Source organism: Candidatus Goldiibacteriota bacterium, assembly GCA_016937715.1.
Classification (GTDB): Bacteria; Oederibacteriota; PGYV01; order PGYV01; family PGYV01; genus PGYV01.
This window is the reverse complement of the sequence record JAFGWA010000076.1, coordinates 1-17575: the sequence shown is the minus strand read 5'-3', so window position 1 is coordinate 17575 and position 17575 is coordinate 1. Positions and strand designations below refer to the sequence as shown.

Here is a 17575-nt window from a genome sequence, read left to right as displayed (position 1 = left end):
ATGGCGGGAGTGACGAGGCTCGAACTCGCGACCTTCTGCGTGACAGGCAGACGCTCTAACCAACTGAGCTACACCCCCGCTTAACTTTTTGTTTTAAGCGGTTTTCTATTATCTACTATCTTTAATACAATTTCAACTATGTAAATTTATGGTGGGCGCTGAGGGACTCGAACCCCCGACCCTCTGCTTGTAAGGCAGATGCTCTAACCAACTGAGCTAAGCGCCCATCTGTATATGATTTCAATCAAACTAACCTGTTAAAGAAACTTTATAACTACCAAGTCTTTTGGAGCGGGAGACCGGGTTCGAACCGGCGACATCCAGCTTGGAAGGCTAGCGCTCTACCAACTGAGCTACTCCCGCATTTAATAATTAAAAAGACTGCAAGATTATACAAGAATACGCTGAAATTTCAAGCATATTTCACATATAAAAATATAATGGTGGGGAGGGATGGGTTCGAACCATCGAAGGCGTTAGCCAACAGATTTACAGTCTGCCCCGTTTAGCCACTCTGGAACCTCCCCACTATTTCGTGTCATCTCTTTATCTTTTTAAGAACAATTCTCTGTATCTTTAAATCAACTACCGCGGGCTAAAGACCCGCGTCTACCAGATCTTTTCTATCTATTTTTCTATGGAGCTGGCGAGAGGACTTGAACCTCCGACCATCTGATTACAAATCAGACGCTCTACCACTGAGCTACGCCAGCCCATATACTTTTTATATCTTAAATTTCGGCGTTATGAACAACGCACCCTAAAGGGTGCGGCTACCAGATCTAAACCAAGCATCCAAGCCTCTAAGCTTCCACGCCTCTAATTTTCCTCATCCGTTCATAGAAAACAACAGCAGCGGCGTTTGACACGTTTAAAGAGTCAATTCTGCCTTTCTGTTTTATCTTAACAAGAAAGTCACAGTTTTTCTTTACCAGTTCTCTCATTCCTGCGCCTTCATTGCCCAGGACAAAAGCTGTCTTTTTGTCAAAATCTGTTTCATCTATATATTTATCGCCTTTTAAATCAAGGCCATAAATCCAGAAACCATTCTTTTTTAAAATCTCAAGAGCGTTATTGATATTGCTTACAACCACCATTTCTATGTATTCCGCTGCACCGGCTGAAACTTTATAAGCAGCATCATTCACCGGCGACTGCCTTTTTGAAGTCACAATTATACCACAGACACCAAAAACTTCGCAACTTCTAATTATAGCTCCAAGGTTGTGCGGGTCTTCTATGGAATCCAGCACAGCCACTGTTATATTCTCTTCTCCCGCGTGTTTTCTTAAAAATTCGTCAATGCCCCACGCTTTTAACCCTTCTATTGACGCGGCAACTCCCTGATGCTTGTCTGTGCCTGTTATCTTTTCAAGGTTCTTTTTGTCAGTTATGGTTATTTTAGCGCCGGTTTGCCTTACCTCTTCAATTACATCCGACATTTTCTCCGCGTCTTTTAAGACAACAAGTTCATATATTTTTCTGTCATTTTTTATTACTTCTCTTATAACATTTCTGCCGTATACCCACATGCTATTGTAACTCCCTTATGATATATGTCCGCGCCTTGGTGAATTCAAGGATGTAACCCGTATCCGCCGCTTTTTTCTTTAATAAATCCGCTTCTTCATATTTCTTTTCTGCACGTAAAACACCTATCTGTTTTACCAGATCAACAACCTGCAGGTCAACCGGTTTTATTTCCGGCACTATGCCAAGCACCCCGCCCATTACACGCAATACAGCGTCATATTCGGCGGCGTCCGTGTCTGTCATATTCGGCAGTTTTGACTTAATTTCCGCAAGGCAGTTATATATCACCGCCTGCGCTTTGGATGTATTAAAATCTTCATCCATGGAACTTTTAAATTCCGCTATGAATTTATTATCCGGTTTTATCTGCTCATTAATATTAATACCCTCAAGGCGCTGGTTTAAACGCTGAAGGGTATAATAGTACTCGGAATACCCTTTTTTTACAGGCTCCATATTTTCATATGAAAAATCAAGCGGCCCGCGGTAATGCGCTGATAATATAAACATCCTTATAACTTCCGCGGAAAAATCCTTTAACAGGTCGCGTACCATTACAAAGTTGCCTTTTGATTTGGACATCTTTTCGCCCTTAATATTCATATATCCGCCGTGCATCCAGTACTTGGCAAACTCTTTGCCTGTGCACGCCTCTGACTGCGCTATTTCATTTTCGTGGTGCGGGAATATTAAATCCGCCCCGCCGCCGTGAATGTCAAATGTTTCAGCAAGGTATTTTGATGACATAACGGAGCATTCAATGTGCCAGCCCGGCCTGCCCTTGCCCCACGGGCTTTCCCAGAACGGCTCTCCCGGCTTGGAAAATTTCCATAGCGCGAAATCCAGCGGGCTTTTCTTTTCTTCATCAACATCCACCCTTGCGCCTTCCTGCAGGTCGTCAATATTTCTGTGTGACAATTTGCCGTATCCGTTAAAACTTGCCACGCTGAAATACACGCCGTTTTTTGACGCGTAGGCATTGCCCTTTTCTATTAATACAGATATCATCTTAATCATGCCTTCAATTTCTTCTGTGGCGCGCGGGCTTACATCAGGTTTTTTCACTTTAAGCGCCTGAGTGTCTTCAAAATACGCGTCAGTATATTTATTTACCACGTCCTGCCAGGTAATATTTTCTGCCGCTGCCTTATTTATTATTTTATCTTCAATATCAGTGATGTTCTGGACAAATATCACTTTATACCCGCTGTATTCAAAGTATTTTCTTATGGTGTCAAAAACCACGAATATCCTGGCATTGCCTATATGAAAGTAGTTATATACCGTCGGCCCGCAGACGTACATTTTCACTTCGCCTGCCGTTACAGGTACAAACTCCTCTGTTTTTCCCGTCATTGTATTGTGAAGCTTTATCATTTACGCTTTCTCCTTAAGCACTGCAACCGCGTGCGCGCTTACGCCTTCTTTGGCGCCGGTGAATCCAAGGCCTTCTTCTGTCGTGGCCTTAATTGCCACCTGTGACTCTTTAACGCCAAGGCACTGCGCCAGCGATGTTTTTATCTTTTCTATGTATGGGGCAACCCGTGGGTACTCTGCCACTATTATTGAATCCACATTGCCTATCACATAACCTTCTTTTTCAATAAGTTCCTTTACCTGCTTTAAAAGTTCCGTGCTTCTTATCCCCTTATATTTTTCATCCTTATCCGAAAAATAATACCCTATGTCGCGAAGCCCCGCCGCGCCCAGCATTGCGTCCATTATGGCGTGAATAAGGACATCCGCGTCTGAGTGGCCTTCCAGCCCGAATTCGGCTTTTTCAAATTCCACTCCGCCTAAAAACAGCCGCCTGCCTCTTTTTAACCTGTGTACGTCATATCCAATGCCTACCCGCACTTAAATCACCCCTTTAATTTCTTAAAATACGGCAGGGCTTTTAATATTTCAAGGTCCTGCTGCGTGGTTACTTTTATGTTAATGCCTTCGTATTCCACAGCCTTTACTTTTTTTCCGCGCGTTTCAAACAAAAGCGCGTCATCTGTCGGTTTAAGTTTATTAAGTTCTGTGGTTTCATACGCTTTAAGGATTTCTTTATAACAAAATCCCTGCGGCGTTTCTGCCGTCCTTAATTCATTCCTGTCCAGCGTTCCATTTAAAAAACCGCCCTTAACCTTTTTTACTGTTAAGGATACTTTTTTAACAGGAATTGCCGCGGAATATTTTGTCAGTTCTTTTAAAACGTCCGTAATCAGGCTTGGTTCAAAATAAGGCCTTGCCCCGTCATGAATAAGAACGTTATCCGGCATTACCGGTTTTAAAAACTTTAAGGCGTTATAGACGGAGTCATATCTTTCCGCGCCCCCATCTATAACGCCTGCTACTTTTTTGAAACCATATTTCTTAACTATCTTTTTTTCGGCAAATTCCCTGTAATCAGGGGATACCACCAGCAGTATCAGTCCTATTTCACGCGACTTTTCAAAAACAGATACCGCGTGCGCAAGAATTTCCCTGCCTTTTAACTTAAGATACTGTTTGGGTACGGCGCCGCCAAAGCGTTTACCGCTTCCGGCAGCCACAATTATTGCCGCTGTCTTCATTCATTTTCCTTTTTTGGTTCTTCGCTGTGTGCTTCACTTACAGGCGCGCTCTGCGTGTTGCTGTTAGTGTTGTTATTACGGTTTTGGTTCCTGTCATTACGGCGGAACGGCCTTTTAAAATATCCGCGCGCGCCGCGATTTTCGCGGCTGTCGCCGCCCTGTTCGTATCTGGCAAATATCATCCTTCCTGCGTCTGTCTGCAGTACGTTGGTAACCACCACATCTATCTTCTTATTAAGAAGTTTCCTGGCGTTATCCACCACTATCATTGTGCCGTCAGTAAGGTATGCTATTCCCTGTTCTTTTTCTTTTCCTTCCTTCATAATTTTCACGCCTATGCGCTCGCCGGGAAGGAAAGACGGCTTTACCGAGTTGGAAAGGTCATTAATGTTAAGAATCTTAACGCCCTGAATCTCCGCGGTTTTATTAAGATTATAATCGTTAGTAATAATTTTAGCGCCCGTCTCTTTTGCCATTAATACCAGTTTCTGGTCAACTTCCCTGGTCTGCGGATAATCCTTATCAACTATTTCCAGCGTAACGCTTGGCATCTTGCGCAGGTCATTTAAAATATCCAGCCCTCTGCGCCCCTTGCTTCTTTTCATGTGATCCGACGAATCAGCAATATACTGAAGTTCGTGAAGCACAAATTTAGGCGCGATAAGCGTGCCTTCCAGAAATCCGGCCCTGCAGATATCCTTGATCCTTCCGTCAATAATGACGCTGGTATCAAGTAATTTAGGGTAAACTGACCCCTTTTTTGCCTCTTTTCCTGACAGGAATATGTCGCCGATAATCATTAAGGCCGCGGCTGCCGCGCCGGACAATGTAATAATCCCGTATAACGCATTGGATTTATAAAGCATAACCCCGGCAGAAACCGAAACTGCCATGAACAACAGATAAATAAAATACTTCATTCTTTTCTCACCACCTTTTAATTTAGTCCGCGCTTTATTTATAACCTTGTAAGCGCGCTTACGTTTGCTATTTTAATAATTTCCATTTTGCTTTTTCCCGCCTTTGAACGCTCCGGCACGTATGCTGTTTTAAAACCCATTCTTTCCGCCTCTGCCAGGCGCTGTTCCAGAAACCGCACCGGCCTTACTTCGCCGTCCAGCCCCAGCTCCCCAAGAAATACTGACTTGGTGGAAACCGGCCTGCCTGTGTGGCTGCTGTATATGGCGGCGGCGGCGCCTAAATCTGCCGCTGTTTCAACTATTTTTATGCCGCCTGCCACATTTAAAAATATGTCGCAGTTATCAAGTTTTAAATCAAGATTTTTTTCAAGAATCGCCACTATAAGAAGAAACCTGTTGTAATCAATACCCGTAACCGTCCTCTGCGGATTGCCGTAGCTTCTGCGCACGGTTAACGCCTGAATTTCCAGCAAAAGGGCGCGCGTGCCTTCCATTACTGTTACTATTCCGCTGCCTGTCTTTGTTTCCTTCATTTCATCCAGCAGTAATTTAGACGGGCTTTTTACTTCTTTGATACCCGAAGCCTGCATGTCAAATATCCCTATTTCGTTGGTGGAGCCAAACCTGTTTTTAACCGCCCTTAATACCTTAAACTGGTAATACTTTTCCGCTTCAAGGTATAAAACCGCGTCCACCATGTGTTCAAGCATCTTAGGGCCGGCAATTGAGCCTTCTTTTGTCACATGCCCTATTATTATCACCGGCACGTTTGTCTTTTTTGCGGAATATAAAAGCTGGGCGCAGCTTTCCCTTAACTGGTTAACGCTTCCTGCCGCGCCTTCAATCTCTTCTTTATACACTGTCTGTATTGAATCCACCACCACAAGGGCGGGTTTGTCTTTTTCAATTATTTCCGATATTTTTTCAACCGAAGTCTCTGACATTACCTTCAGCGATTCCGATTTAATTCCCGTCCTGTCCGCCCTCATTTTAATCTGCCTTAAGGACTCTTCTCCCGACACGTACAGCACATTGCCATAACGCGCGGCTATCCTGTCAGCAATGTCCAGCGCGATTGTGGACTTGCCCACGCCCGGTTCGCCGCCCATTAAAACAAGCGAACCCTTTACAATGCCGCCGCCGAACACTCTGTCTGCTTCTTCTATTCCGGTCTGTATGCGCTCTTCTTCGCCTGCTTTAATATCCTTAAGCGGGCTTGCCGCAGACGCGCTTTCAAACTTTCTGTAATCGGCGCCGGCTTTGCCCTTAAATTCTGTTTCTTCCTGAAACGTGTTAAACTCGTTGCAGGAAGGGCACTTTCCAAGCCATTTCGCCGACTGATACCCGCAGCTTGCGCAGGAAAATACCGTCTTTTTTTTCAACTTTAATCCTTTTACCGGTTAATTAAATTCCCAAATCTTTATTCTGAATCTTACCCGCTACCATTTCAGTGAACTTTGAAAAGTCCACTCCTTTTTCTTCTTCGCCCGTTCTCTTTCTTACTGATACGGTCCTGCTTTCCACTTCTTTGTCGCCAAGAATTAACATATACGGCACTTTGTCCATTGTGGCTTTTCTTATCTTGGCTCCTATTTTTTCGCTGTCAAGATCAAGAGCAACCCTGATATTATTTTTCTTCAAAACCGCTGCCAGTTCTTTCGCGTAATCATCGCAGCGCTCTGTAATGGTTAAAATCATTACCTGTTTTGGCGCAAGCCATACAGGGAAAGCGCCTTTGTAATGCTCTATCAACACGCCAAAGAACCGCTCTAAAGAACCCATAAGCGCCCTGTGTATCATAATCGCCCTGTGTTCTTTGCCGTCTTTTCCCGTGTAGTTGATGTTAAAACGTTCCGGCAGGTTAAAGTCCACCTGAATTGTGGAGCACTGCCACGTTCTGTTAAGCGCGTCTTTTATTTTAATGTCTATCTTTGGCCCGTAAAAAGCGCCGCCGCCTTCATCTGTGCCGTACTTAAGCCCCGCAATTGAAAGCGCAGACTTTAAAGCGTCCTGCGCTTTTATCCATACTGAATCATCGCCGATATGGTCGGCAGGCATAGTGCTTAAATACACTTCAAATTCAGAGAAGCCGAATGTCCTTAAAATAAACATGACAAAATTCAGTGCTTCAATAATTTCAGATTCCAGCTGGTCTTCCCTGCAGAAAATATGCGCGTCGTCCTGTGTAAAGCCGCGGACCCTCATCAACCCGTGCAGGACGCCCGACTTTTCATACCTGTAAACAGTTCCAAGTTCCGCCCATCTTAAAGGAAGGTCGCGGTAGCTTTTCTTGCCGTTATTGTACATAAGTATGTGAAACGGGCAGTTCATTGGTTTAAGCTGGTATTCCATTTTGTCTATGTTCATAGTGTCAAACATGCTGTCGCGGTAAAAACCGGTATGCCCGGAAGTATTCCACAAATCAATCTTTGCTATATGCGGGGAGAATATAAGGTCATAACCGTTTTTTATGTGTTCGTTGCGCCAGAAATCTTCCATTTCTTTTCTTATAACGCCGCCCTTTGGGTGCCAGTAGATTAAACCGGGCCCAAACTCTTCATGCGTGGAGAATAAATCAAGTTCTTTCCCAAGTTTTCTGTGGTCGCGCTGTTTTGCCTCTTCAACCGTGTGCAGATACTGTTCCAGCATTTCCTTTGAAGGAAAAGAAATACCGTAAATCCTCTGAAGCATTTTATTTTTTTCATCGCCGCGCCAGTAAGCACCGGCAAGCTTTAAAAGCTTTACGGCTTTTATCTTTTTCGCAAGGCCTATATGGGGCCCGCGGCAAAGGTCTGTAAACCCGGCCGTGGTGTATGTGCTTACGGTATCGTCATTAATAGCTTCAATAATTTCCACTTTGTAATTTTCGCCCATGTCAGAAAACATCTTTATGGCGTCTTTTTTTGATATTTCCTGCCTTGAAAAAGCCGCGTTTTCTTTTATCACTTTCATCATCTCTTCTTCAATTTTTACAAGGTCATCATCGCCAAAACTTTTTTCCCTGTCAAAATCATAATAGAATCCTTCGTCTATGGAAGGCCCTATTGTCACCTTTGTATCGGGAAAAAGCCTTTTAACAGCCGCAGCCATAACATGCGAAGTACTGTGCCAGAAAGCCTGTTTTCCTTCCGCGTCTTCAAAAGTAAACGCCTTTAATTCGCCGCCTTCATTTAACGGCGTGCCAAGGTCAATAAATTTTCCGTTTATTGAAGCCACAAGAAAAGCGGACGTCTCTGTTTCCGCTTCTTTTAATATTTCTATGGCCCTTTTGCCCTGTTCTGCCCGGTACTCTTTGCCTTTATAATTAACCGTTATCATGCCCATGTCAGTCTCCTTTTGCTTTGCCTTTCAGTTATAAAATAAATTGTTTTTTAAAAACCACTCTTGTAGGGACAGCGCTCCCGCGCTGTCCGTTTAAAACCGTAACCAATAAAACCTATTTATTTGTTAAAAAAAACATCAGCTGTTCAAGTTCCAGCGCAAGGTCCACGTTTCTTATTATTATGTCTTCATCGCTTACCAGATGCTTGCCCGCGAAATTAAGAACTCCCTTAATGGGGGTTTTTTTAAGTTTGGTAAAAATATCCGGTATGACAGCAGCCGGGGTGGTGATTATTAAAATTTCTATCTTCTCTTTTTTTATAACTTTTTCCATGTCTTCAGAACCGTATATTTTTACCCCGTCTAATTCCCAGCCCACTTTATCCGGGTCCACGTCAAATCCCGCCACCACTTTAAAACCCCTTGCTTCAAAACCGCGGTACATTAAAAGCGCGCTGCCAAGATTTCCCGTGCCGACCACGGCAACCCTTACGCCCTTATGCGTCCCCAGTATCTTAGAAATATTCTCTTTTAACTGCTCCACGTGATAGCCAAAACCCCTGCGCCCAAACTTGCCGAAATACGCAAGATCTTTTCTTACCTGCGCGGGATTTAGCCCTATCTGCTTTGCCACCTGTTCCGAAGACACGTATTCCACGCTGCCCGCGGAGAGTTCCGAAAAACATTTTAGATATAACGAAAGCCTGTTTACCGTGGGAAGCGGTATTTTTTTTATCATTTTGTTTCACCTTTTTTATCTTTATCAAGGTTTATCAGGTCATTCATTTTAAAGGAATGTTCGTGCGATTTCATGTAATCATCAAGCTGTTTTTTCTCTTCGGTCATCTCTATATCGCGGCCGGCAAGCGTCACCTTTTTTAATTCTTTGTCCACTTTAATTATCTTGGCCTTTACCACATCGCCTTTTTTGCACGTAATCTTACTGCTGTTTTTCACCGGCATCCTGCCGTTTATGCCTTCAATTACCTCACAGATTACACACCCTTCTTCAATTGATAAAACCTTAACATCAACAATGGTGCCTTCCTTATAAACATTGGCAAAAGACGTCCACGGCGACTGCGTAAGCGCTTTTAATCCAAGCACTATCCTGTTTTTAACTTTATCCACGGCAAGTATCTTAAACTCTTTTTTGTCGCCAACTTTAATCACTTCGGAAATTTTTCCGAAACCCTGCCATGATATGTCATCCAGCCCCACAAAAGCGTCCACGTTCTCTTCCATTTCAATCTTAATCCCTTCGCCTTCAATTATCTCCGCCACTGTGCCAAACACCCTTGCATCCACCGGATAACGTTCTTCCATGTCAAACCAGGGGTTGCCTTCAAGCCTTTTTATGCTTAAAAAAACCTTATTCTTATCCTTATCAATATTTATAATCTGGGCTTCAAATTCCTGACCCTGCGAATAAACATCAGCCGGGTTGTTTATCTTTCTAAAATAGGAAAGTTCCTGTTTCTGTATAAAACCGCCAAGTTCCGGTGTAAGTTCAACTTCAAGCCCTTCGGCGGTTATATTATTTACTTTCACGTTAATCCTGTCGCCGGGCTTATAGCCCGCCGCAAAAGCGGGTGACTGCGCCTGCTGTACAGGCGCGCTTGCTTCCGGTTCCGCGGCTTCCGGCTGTTCCTGTTTTACAACGGCTGTTTCAGGCTGTCTTTCAGATGCCTTGATATCCTCCGCGGGTTTTCTATTTTGATTACCTGATGCTTCTTTATAAGATACCACCACGTTTCTTTTTTCTTCATCAAGCTGAATTACCTTTAAAGGAATTAACTTATTAAGTATTTCTTCAGCCGGAACCCTGGCATGTGATAAGGGCAGAAACGCCGTCACATTCGCCCCAAAATCAATAATAAATCCGCCTTTAACCGCTTTAACAACTTTACCGTCAAGCGGTGTGGCCTTCTGAAAAGATTCCTTTACTTTGGAAAACACGGCTTTCTTTTCCGCGATAATCCTGGACAAAAGCACAACGCCTTCGCCGTTATCCATACGCTTTACAAGAACCTCTATTTCGTCCCCTTCATTAATCCCTTCATAATAGCTGTATCTTGATGTTTCTTCTTTTGGGACAATACCCTCTGATTTGTATCCAATATCTACAAAAAGGTCGCCGTCGCTCTTCTTTATCACTTTACCTTTTACGACCTTTCCTTCCCTTATATTCCTGATCTCATTTTCCATCATGCTGCTCCATGTATTTTATTTTGTTTATTATCTCTTTTATGGCGCTTTCGGGCGTTGAAGCCCCGGCGCTTATTCCAATCCTGGTTTTCCCTTTCAGCCACTCTTTTTTTATTTCCGACGCCGTTTCCACGTGGCGCACTTCCTTTAATATACCGCGCGAAAGTTCATAAAGCCTTTTTGTATTGGCGCTGTTCTTACCGCCCACTATTATCATAAGGTCGGACTTTTTTGCAAGCTGCATTGTTGCTTCCTGCCTTTTCTGGGTGGCATCACATATTGTGTTAAACACCCTTACTTCAGCGTACCTTCCAACAAGAACCTTTTTCATCACCGCAGCGGCGATTTCCATAAATTTTTCGGTGCTTTGCGTGGTCTGGCATACAACACCCACCCTGCTTTCAAGGCGCGCTTTTATCACATCCGCGGCGGAGTTTAAAACTATGCCTTTATTGCCCGCGTAGCCTGAAATACCTTTAACTTCGTAATGCTCTTTATCGCCCACTATTACAATCTGATAACCTTCATCTTTAAGCCTTTCCACGGCTTTATGAATCTTCTTAACGTAAGGGCACGTGGTATCAAGTACGTCTGCCGCTTTTGCCCTTAACTGCGTTTCTTCAGCCGGCGTTATTCCGTGCGTGCTTATTATGGCACAGCCGCCTTTTTTTATTCCGCTGACAGATTCCACGTGCCTGGCTCCCGCTTTTTCAAGCCTTGCCGATTCCTGCGGATTATGAATTATCTGCCGCAGCGAATACACGCCCTTATCGGTGTTTTTATCCGCGTATTCAAAAGCCAGTTTCATGGCCCTTTGAACTCCGAAACAAAACCCGGAACCCTGCGCTATTGTTACCGTAAACTTTTTCTTCTTTGCCATTATTAAGCCCGCTTATTATTAATTAATTTTATCGTCCTGATTTTTTAAATAGTCCGCTTTCATCTCTCTTAGCCTGTTTATAACCCTTGCCGTAATTTCCTCGTAAACTTCCCTGCCTTCCGGCTTTTCAAACAAATCGTCAAATGACATCACATCGCCGTAAACAATTGTGATAGGCGTAAATAATTTCGGTTTGCCGCCTTTTGGCCACGCTTCAAACGCCCCGTGAATATATACAGGAAGAACTTTTCCTTTGGTCTGGTAAACAAGCATTCCCGTACCCGGCTTGCCGTCCTGAATTTCTCCGGTAAGCGTCCTTGTACCTTCCGGAAAAAACATTACAGCCCACCCTGCCTTTACCAGTTCTATAAATTTATCCCACGCTCCCCGGTCCACCCTTCCCCTTTTTACGGGAAAAGCGCCCAGATTTCCTATAGTCCATCCAAAAATCTTATTTTTAAAGAGCGTATCGCGCGCCATAAACCTGCAGTTCCTTTTAAAACCAAGCGCGCCGGCGGTTGGCGGGTCAAAATAACTTGAATGGTTTGGCATTACTATTAAACCGCCTTTTTTTGGCACCTTATCCGTATTAACAAATTTTATTTTATGAAAAATAACAAAGTAAACCCACATAAGCCGCCTTAAAAAACGGAACATTATGAAGTATGTTATTTTCCAGGGTTCTTTCATTTCTTTTTCCCTTTAAGGCTTTTTATAAGGTTAAAAAATTCCGGAAAAGAAGTATTAATACAGTCAATATCCTTAATATGCAGTCCGTTCTCGCTTACAAGCGCTGCAACTGTAAACGACATGGCTATCCTGTGGTCTCCGTACGAATCAATTGAAGCGTATGTGAAAGGCTTGCCGCCGTTTCCATAAACCGCAAAGCCGTCTTCGTATTCTTCTGTCTTTATGCCCAGCCTGCCTAAGTTGATAAGGACAGTTTTTATCCTGTCAGTTTCTTTTACCCTAAGTTCCTTTGCCCCGCGGATTACCGTCTTTCCTTTTGCCGCCGCCGCAAGGACCGCGATAACAGGAATCTCGTCAATCAGCCTTGGAATTATTTTTCCTTTTATTTCAGTTGCTTTAAGCGAAGAAGTGGAAACTGTTATGTCCCCTGTTTTTTCGCCGTTCTGATTTTTTAAGTTGGTTATTTTTATCTTCGCGCCCATTTTTTTCATAACATCAATAATACCGGTCCTGGATTCATTAAGGCCTACATTTGTAACTGTTATGGCGCTCTTTTTAACAAGGGCGCCCGCCGCCATAAAATACGCGGCCGAACTTATGTCTGCCGGAACAACAACTTTCTTTCCTTTAAGCCTTGCCCCGGATTTTAATACCACTGTATTTCCCTTAACTGTTATGTCCGCGCCAAAATATTTAAGCATGCGCTCTGTATGGTCGCGCGAGCGTTCCGGTTCTGTTATTACAGTATCGCCGGACGCGTAAAGGCCTGCCAGTAAAACCGCGGATTTTACCTGCGCGCTTGCCATGGGCATTTTATATTTAATAGCCCTTAAAGCGCCGCCCTGAACCGTAACAGGCGCAAAGCCGTGATTGCTTGTAAGCGTGGCACCCATCAGCTGAAGCGGTTCAATAACCCGTTTCATGGGCCTTTTTACTATCTGCGCGTCGCCCGTTATTCTGCTTACAAAAGGCTGTGCCGCTAAAACGCCCAGGATAAGCCTCATTCCGGTTCCGGAATTACCCACGTAAAGCACTTCCGGCGTCTGGCGCAGGGAAGCAAGCCCCCTGCCGTGAATATAAACAGTGTCATTTTCTTTTTTTATCTGTACGCCTAATTTCTTAAATATTTTAACCGTGTTAAGGGTATCTTCCGCTTCAAGAAAACTGGTTACCGTTGTAAGCCCTTCAGCAAGGGAACCGATAATAACCGCCCTGTGGGAAATTGATTTATCGCCCTGCACTGAAAGTTTTTTCTTTACGCCGGAAACCGGCACTATCTGTATTTTTTTCATTTATCCAACGACTCCCTTAAAAGCCTTGCGGCTTTTATATAACCGGCAAGCTTGCCGGACTTTAACATTTTTTCTGCCTGTTCCAGTTCTTTTCTGTATCTTTCAGTCTGTTTTAATACCTGCGCCTTATTAGCGTAAAGAATTCCTGCCCAGACGTCTTCGTCAGACGCGCCTATCCTTGTCATGCTTTTAAAACCCGTGCCTATTATATTTCTGCTGCTTTTTATGCAGTCCTTCTGTGAAAGTAAAAGCGCGAACGCCGCAAGGTGCGGCATATGGCTTATTCCCGCCACGGCATCATCGTGCTGCTGCGGCGTCATAAATACCGTGTGCATACCGACGGACTTCCACAGGGCTGTTACTTTTTTTACGCCTTTACTGTCTTTATTGCCTGTTACGATGCAGTTGCCCGCGTTAAACAGGTTAAAGATACTGTTTTTTACCCCTGTTTTTTCAGAACCCACCATAGGGTGAGAACCGATAAAATTATCCTGATACCCTTTTAACGCGCAGATATCATCTGTTATCTCTTTTTTAACGCTTCCCATGTCGGTTACAATGGTCTCTTTTGTAAGCCCTGCTTCAAGCAGTTTTTTATACATCTGCGCTATCTTATCCGCCACCACGCTTATGACAATTAAATCAGCGCCTTTAACGGCTTCTTCTAAATTATCAGTAACCATTGTCGCGGCATTAAGTTTTTTGGCTTCGTTAAGCTTTGTAATGTTCCTGCCCGCGCCGCATACTTCTTTTGCAATACGGTTTTTAAGCAAAGCCATGCCAAGACTTCCGCCCATCATTCCCATGCCGACTATGGTAACTTTTTTAAACATTGGTTTCATAAAACACCTTTTTAAAAACTGAGGGACGGATGCACAGATGGTCAGATGTTCGGTAAAACCCTCTGCCTTTCCTATCCTCTAATTTATATTTCGCTTCTGCTTAACTGCTTATAGCTTAATCCGCTTTTGCCGAGCTGTCCCGGCTTCTTTCGCTCGCATACTCGCTTCATCGCCGGGATTTCCGCTTCGCAGGCTCGCTCCAACCGCGGGCTAAAGCCCGCGCCTACCAGAACCGTTCTTATCCTTCGCTCTTGCCGAGCATCTAAGCATCCAAGCGTCCAAGCATCTATTCTTATAACGTCCTTCCAATCGCCTTTGCCACTTTTCTTGCGTCGTCAACAAGTTTCTTGTATTCAACAGGCAATAACGACTGGTCGCCATCAGACAGCGCCGTTTCCGGTTTAGGATGAACTTCAATTAAAACACCGTCCGCGCCCGCCGCAACTGATGCTAACGCCATCGGGTAAATAAGGGGCTTTTTGCCTGTTCCGTGTGAAGGGTCAGATACAACCGGAAGATGGCTTAACGACTTTACAAGCGGTATCGCGGAAAGGTCAAGCGTGTTTCTTGTTTCGGTTTCAAAAGTCCTTATTCCGCGCTCGCATAAAATTACGTTCATGTTGCCGTTGGCAAGAATATATTCCGCGGACATAAGCCACTCTTTAACCGTGGACATAAGCCCTCTTTTTAAAAGCACCGGCTTGTTCATCTTTCCCACTTCTTTTAAAAGTTCAAAGTTCTGCATATTACGCGCGCCTATCTGAAAGCAGTCCGCGTATTTATTTACAAGCTCTACGTGCCTTGTATCAAGCACTTCTGTTACAACGGGCATCTTGTACATTTCCCTTGCTTCCGCAAGTATCTTTAAACCCTCTTCAGCCATTCCCTGAAAAGCATAAGGAGATGTCCTTGGTTTAAAAGCGCCTCCCCTTAACACATTGGCGCCCGCCGCTTTCACGGCTTTTGCTGTCGCCAAAAGCTGCTCCCTGCTTTCAACGGAACACGGCCCTGCTATCATGGCAATATGATTTCCGCCTATTTTGACTCCCAGTCCAAGGTCTATTATTGAAGGTTCTTTCCTGAAATCCTTGCTGGCAAGCTTATAAGGTTTTAAAACAGTCATTACTTTTTCTACGCCCGGAAAAGCTTCCACAGGAACAGTGGACAGCACCCTTTCATCGCCTATCACGGCAATTATTGTGCGTTCTTTTCCCTTTGATACCTGCGCGCGCAGTTTAAAACCCGCGATTTTTTTTACAATGTGGTTTATCTGCGCCTTTGTTGTCTTTGGTTTTAATACGATAATCATATTTCTGTTCCTCCTGGTTTTATTTTACCTTATTTCTTTTAAGGCTTTAATAAGCCTTTTATTTTCTTTCATGGTGCCTATTGTAATCCTTGCAAAATTATCAAACACAGTCCTGATAATTACGCCTTTTTTCTGAAGTTCTTCAAAATATATCCTTGCGTTCTTATCCAGAATAATAAATATGAAATTGGCCTGTGTGGGAACATATTTTATCCCCAGTTTTTTAAGTTCCGCGTAAAGATAAGCACGCCCTTCTTTATTTGTCTTAAGCGTGGCAGTCATGTGTGCTTTATCGCCTAAAGCCGCAAGCGCCCCTTTCTGTGCCAGCGTGTTTATGTTAAACGGCGGCCTTATCCTTTCCATGATGCCGGTAATTTCCGGATCCGCCACCCCATAACCCGCCCTTATTCCGGCAAGGCCGTATACCTTTGAAAATGTCCTTAACACAATAAGGTTTGGATACTTTGAAAGATATTTAATTCCGTCGGGATAATTTTTGTCATCAGCGTATTCAAAATACGCTTCATCAAGCACAACAATAACGTTCTTTGGAACTGCCTGCATTAACTTTTCAAATTCCGCTTTTGATATTATTGTCCCCGTGGGATTGTTCGGATTGCATATAAAAATAAGCTTTGTCTTAGGCGACAGTCTTGCAATAAAACCGTCTATATTGTGCCTGAAATTATCCTGCGGTATCTGTATTATAGTACCGCCTGCTATGTTTGCGGCGATGGAATAAACCACAAAAGAAACCGCGGAGAACATGACTTCATCACCGGGAGATACAAATGCTTCCGCTATTATCTGAAGCAGTTCATTGCTTCCGTTGCCGAAAAATAAAGTTTCGGGCTTTACTCTAAGGCGCTTTGCCAGCGCTTTCCTTAATTCATATGCGCCGCTTTCCGGGTATATATTAAGCGTATTTAATGCCTTTGCCATTGCCTTAACCGCGGCTTTGGAAGGCCCAAGCGGGTTTTCATTGGATGCAAGTTTAATTACATCCTTTAAACCAAGCTCCCTTTGAACAACCGCCGCCGGCTTCCCCGGAACATACGGTTTAATCTGCATTACACTTTTCTTTGCCACATCATCAAATCTGCCCATAATAATCACCCTTTTAAGAATAATGTAATAAAATCCATCCAAAATAACATATAAGCTTGTGAAATGATTTCACAAGCAAAACACCTTGTATAATAAGGCAAAAAGCCTTGTGAAACGATTTCACAAGGCTCTTTATTATACAATTTGGGATTTTATATTACAAGGATAAAAACCTGATTTAAGGCATGAAAAACTGTTACCAGAAACACTTACACCACGGTGTATCAATGGGCGGAATTTGTTACAAATCCCAAATCTATATTTTAATCTATTACTCTCCCCTTAATAATAACAGTAAATCCTTTTTATGCTTCTACGGTATGATAATTTTGATTAAAAGTTTATATTTTCATACTTTAGTACATTAATCATTGTCCCGTTGTTGGTATAAAACTTTTCTGTCATTTCTACAGGAACGTTTATGGACTTTATTTTTTCTGTCTTTTCCACTATAAGTTCATAGTATTTCTTTCCGTCCATGGCAAAGAATCTCATCATTTCAACATCATTTCCGCTTACTGTTATTCTTATCTGCGGATAATCTGTTTCCTGCCCTTTCTTTATCGCAATAACTTCTTCTTTACCCTGTTTAATCCTTTCGTCTTTATCAACAAGCATAAAATCAAAGTTTTCATAATACTCCTGCATCCCAAAAAGGCATTTGGGATAAAGATACTTTTGTTCCTGCGCGGCAGGCATTAAATCCGCTCCGGCTGTATCCTGCCCCGGCAGTTCTGTTTTAGTCGTATAATCCAGTTTTTTTAATATCTTTTGGTATGGTTTTATTACAGTCACTTTCTTAGCTTCCATTGCTTCCACTTTAACACTGCCGTTTTTTTCATTCTTAATTTCAGTAACCGCTATGGCTTCAACATTTTGTATCTGCATCATGCTTTCAAACGCTTTTGCCAT

16 protein-coding genes and 5 tRNA genes are annotated in these 17575 nt (G+C 43.3%); all 21 read right to left on the bottom strand.

All coding sequences use genetic code 11. The features are described 5' to 3' along the window. Window position 1: 1 nt before the first annotated feature. Window positions 2–78 (bottom strand) — tRNA-Asp (locus JXR81_08125). A gap of 71 nt (window positions 79–149) precedes the next feature. Beyond that, a tRNA-Val gene (locus JXR81_08120) sits at window positions 150–226 on the bottom strand. 61 nt (window positions 227–287) lie between these two features. Then, window positions 288–363, bottom strand: a tRNA-Gly gene (locus tag JXR81_08115). A gap of 78 nt (window positions 364–441) precedes the next feature. Next, window positions 442–527 (bottom strand) — tRNA-Tyr (locus JXR81_08110). 111 nt (window positions 528–638) lie between these two features. Then, window positions 639–713, bottom strand: a tRNA-Thr gene (locus tag JXR81_08105). Between the two features lie 90 nt (window positions 714–803). Then, window positions 804–1532 (bottom strand): 23S rRNA (guanosine(2251)-2'-O)-methyltransferase RlmB, encoded by a 729-nt coding sequence (gene rlmB, locus JXR81_08100; protein ID MBN2754813.1) that lies wholly within the window; start codon window positions 1530–1532, stop codon window positions 804–806. A gap of 1 nt (window position 1533) precedes the next feature. Then, a complete protein-coding gene (locus JXR81_08095; protein ID MBN2754812.1) occupies window positions 1534–2907 on the bottom strand; it encodes a cysteine--tRNA ligase in 1374 nt (457 codons plus the stop codon). Between the two features lie 3 nt (window positions 2908–2910). Beyond that, window positions 2911–3390: a 2-C-methyl-D-erythritol 2,4-cyclodiphosphate synthase gene (locus JXR81_08090; protein ID MBN2754811.1), complete on the bottom strand. Its 480-nt coding sequence runs from the start codon at window positions 3388–3390 to the stop codon at window positions 2911–2913. 5 nt (window positions 3391–3395) lie between these two features. After that, window positions 3396–4094, bottom strand: a complete 699-nt coding sequence (gene ispD / locus JXR81_08085) for a 2-C-methyl-D-erythritol 4-phosphate cytidylyltransferase (protein MBN2754810.1) — start codon at window positions 4092–4094, stop codon at window positions 3396–3398. Next, window positions 4091–5014, bottom strand: coding sequence for a PIN domain nuclease (locus JXR81_08080; GenBank protein ID MBN2754809.1), 924 nt, complete (start codon window positions 5012–5014; stop codon window positions 4091–4093). The genes ispD and JXR81_08080 overlap by 4 nt, the downstream gene beginning before the upstream one ends. 38 nt (window positions 5015–5052) lie before the next feature. Further along, window positions 5053–6396 carry a DNA repair protein RadA gene (radA, locus tag JXR81_08075; GenBank protein ID MBN2754808.1) on the bottom strand — a complete coding sequence of 448 codons (1344 nt, stop codon included), beginning with the start codon at window positions 6394–6396 and terminating at the stop codon, window positions 5053–5055. Between the two features lie 22 nt (window positions 6397–6418). Continuing rightward, entirely contained in the window at window positions 6419–8332 is a 1914-nt protein-coding gene (gene thrS / locus JXR81_08070; protein MBN2754807.1) for a threonine--tRNA ligase, read from the bottom strand. Between the two features lie 118 nt (window positions 8333–8450). Beyond that, window positions 8451–9074 (bottom strand): redox-sensing transcriptional repressor Rex, encoded by a 624-nt coding sequence (locus JXR81_08065; GenBank protein MBN2754806.1) that lies wholly within the window; start codon window positions 9072–9074, stop codon window positions 8451–8453. Then, complete coding sequence (locus tag JXR81_08060; GenBank protein MBN2754805.1) at window positions 9071–10543, bottom strand: S1 RNA-binding domain-containing protein; 1473 nt, start codon at window positions 10541–10543, stop codon at window positions 9071–9073. Before JXR81_08060 ends, JXR81_08065 begins: the two co-directional genes overlap by 4 nt. Then, window positions 10533–11423 carry a 4-hydroxy-3-methylbut-2-enyl diphosphate reductase gene (gene ispH / locus JXR81_08055; protein ID MBN2754804.1) on the bottom strand — a complete coding sequence of 297 codons (891 nt, stop codon included), beginning with the start codon at window positions 11421–11423 and terminating at the stop codon, window positions 10533–10535. Before ispH ends, JXR81_08060 begins: the two co-directional genes overlap by 11 nt. Window positions 11424–11441: 18 nt before the next feature. Further along, window positions 11442–12113: a 1-acyl-sn-glycerol-3-phosphate acyltransferase gene (locus JXR81_08050; GenBank protein MBN2754803.1), complete on the bottom strand. Its 672-nt coding sequence runs from the start codon at window positions 12111–12113 to the stop codon at window positions 11442–11444. Further along, window positions 12110–13396 (bottom strand): 3-phosphoshikimate 1-carboxyvinyltransferase, encoded by a 1287-nt coding sequence (aroA, locus tag JXR81_08045; GenBank protein ID MBN2754802.1) that lies wholly within the window; start codon window positions 13394–13396, stop codon window positions 12110–12112. Before aroA ends, JXR81_08050 begins: the two co-directional genes overlap by 4 nt. Before the next feature lie 5 nt (window positions 13397–13401). Beyond that, window positions 13402–14247, bottom strand: a complete 846-nt coding sequence (locus JXR81_08040; GenBank protein MBN2754801.1) for a prephenate dehydrogenase/arogenate dehydrogenase family protein — start codon at window positions 14245–14247, stop codon at window positions 13402–13404. A 292-nt stretch (window positions 14248–14539) separates the two neighbouring features. Continuing rightward, complete coding sequence (aroF, locus tag JXR81_08035; GenBank protein ID MBN2754800.1) at window positions 14540–15556, bottom strand: 3-deoxy-7-phosphoheptulonate synthase; 1017 nt, start codon at window positions 15554–15556, stop codon at window positions 14540–14542. Window positions 15557–15580: 24 nt separating this feature from the next. Continuing rightward, entirely contained in the window at window positions 15581–16663 is a 1083-nt protein-coding gene (locus JXR81_08030; GenBank protein ID MBN2754799.1) for a histidinol-phosphate transaminase, read from the bottom strand. A gap of 333 nt (window positions 16664–16996) precedes the next feature. Further along, window positions 16997–17575 (bottom strand): hypothetical protein (locus JXR81_08025; protein MBN2754798.1); only part of this gene is annotated, 579 nt, incomplete at its 5' end.

Excerpts from the sequence above, each read along its gene's own strand:
- rlmB (MBN2754813.1), bottom strand. The coding sequence starts at position 1,532 with ATGTGGGTATACGGCAGAAATGTTATAAGAGAAGTAATAAAAAATGAC.
- ispD (MBN2754810.1), bottom strand. The coding sequence starts at position 4,094 with ATGAAGACAGCGGCAATAATTGTGGCTGCCGGAAGCGGTAAACGCTTT.
- JXR81_08080 (MBN2754809.1), bottom strand. The coding sequence starts at position 5,014 with ATGAAGTATTTTATTTATCTGTTGTTCATGGCAGTTTCGGTTTCTGCC.
- thrS (MBN2754807.1), bottom strand. The coding sequence starts at position 8,332 with ATGATAACGGTTAATTATAAAGGCAAAGAGTACCGGGCAGAACAGGGC.
- JXR81_08065 (MBN2754806.1), bottom strand. The coding sequence starts at position 9,074 with ATGATAAAAAAAATACCGCTTCCCACGGTAAACAGGCTTTCGTTATAT.
- JXR81_08060 (MBN2754805.1), bottom strand. The coding sequence starts at position 10,543 with ATGGAAAATGAGATCAGGAATATAAGGGAAGGAAAGGTCGTAAAAGGT.
- ispH (MBN2754804.1), bottom strand. The coding sequence starts at position 11,423 with ATGGCAAAGAAGAAAAAGTTTACGGTAACAATAGCGCAGGGTTCCGGG.
- JXR81_08050 (MBN2754803.1), bottom strand. The coding sequence starts at position 12,113 with ATGAAAGAACCCTGGAAAATAACATACTTCATAATGTTCCGTTTTTTA.
- JXR81_08040 (MBN2754801.1), bottom strand. The coding sequence starts at position 14,247 with ATGAAACCAATGTTTAAAAAAGTTACCATAGTCGGCATGGGAATGATG.
- aroF (MBN2754800.1), bottom strand. The coding sequence starts at position 15,556 with ATGATTATCGTATTAAAACCAAAGACAACAAAGGCGCAGATAAACCAC.
- JXR81_08030 (MBN2754799.1), bottom strand. The coding sequence starts at position 16,663 with ATGGGCAGATTTGATGATGTGGCAAAGAAAAGTGTAATGCAGATTAAA.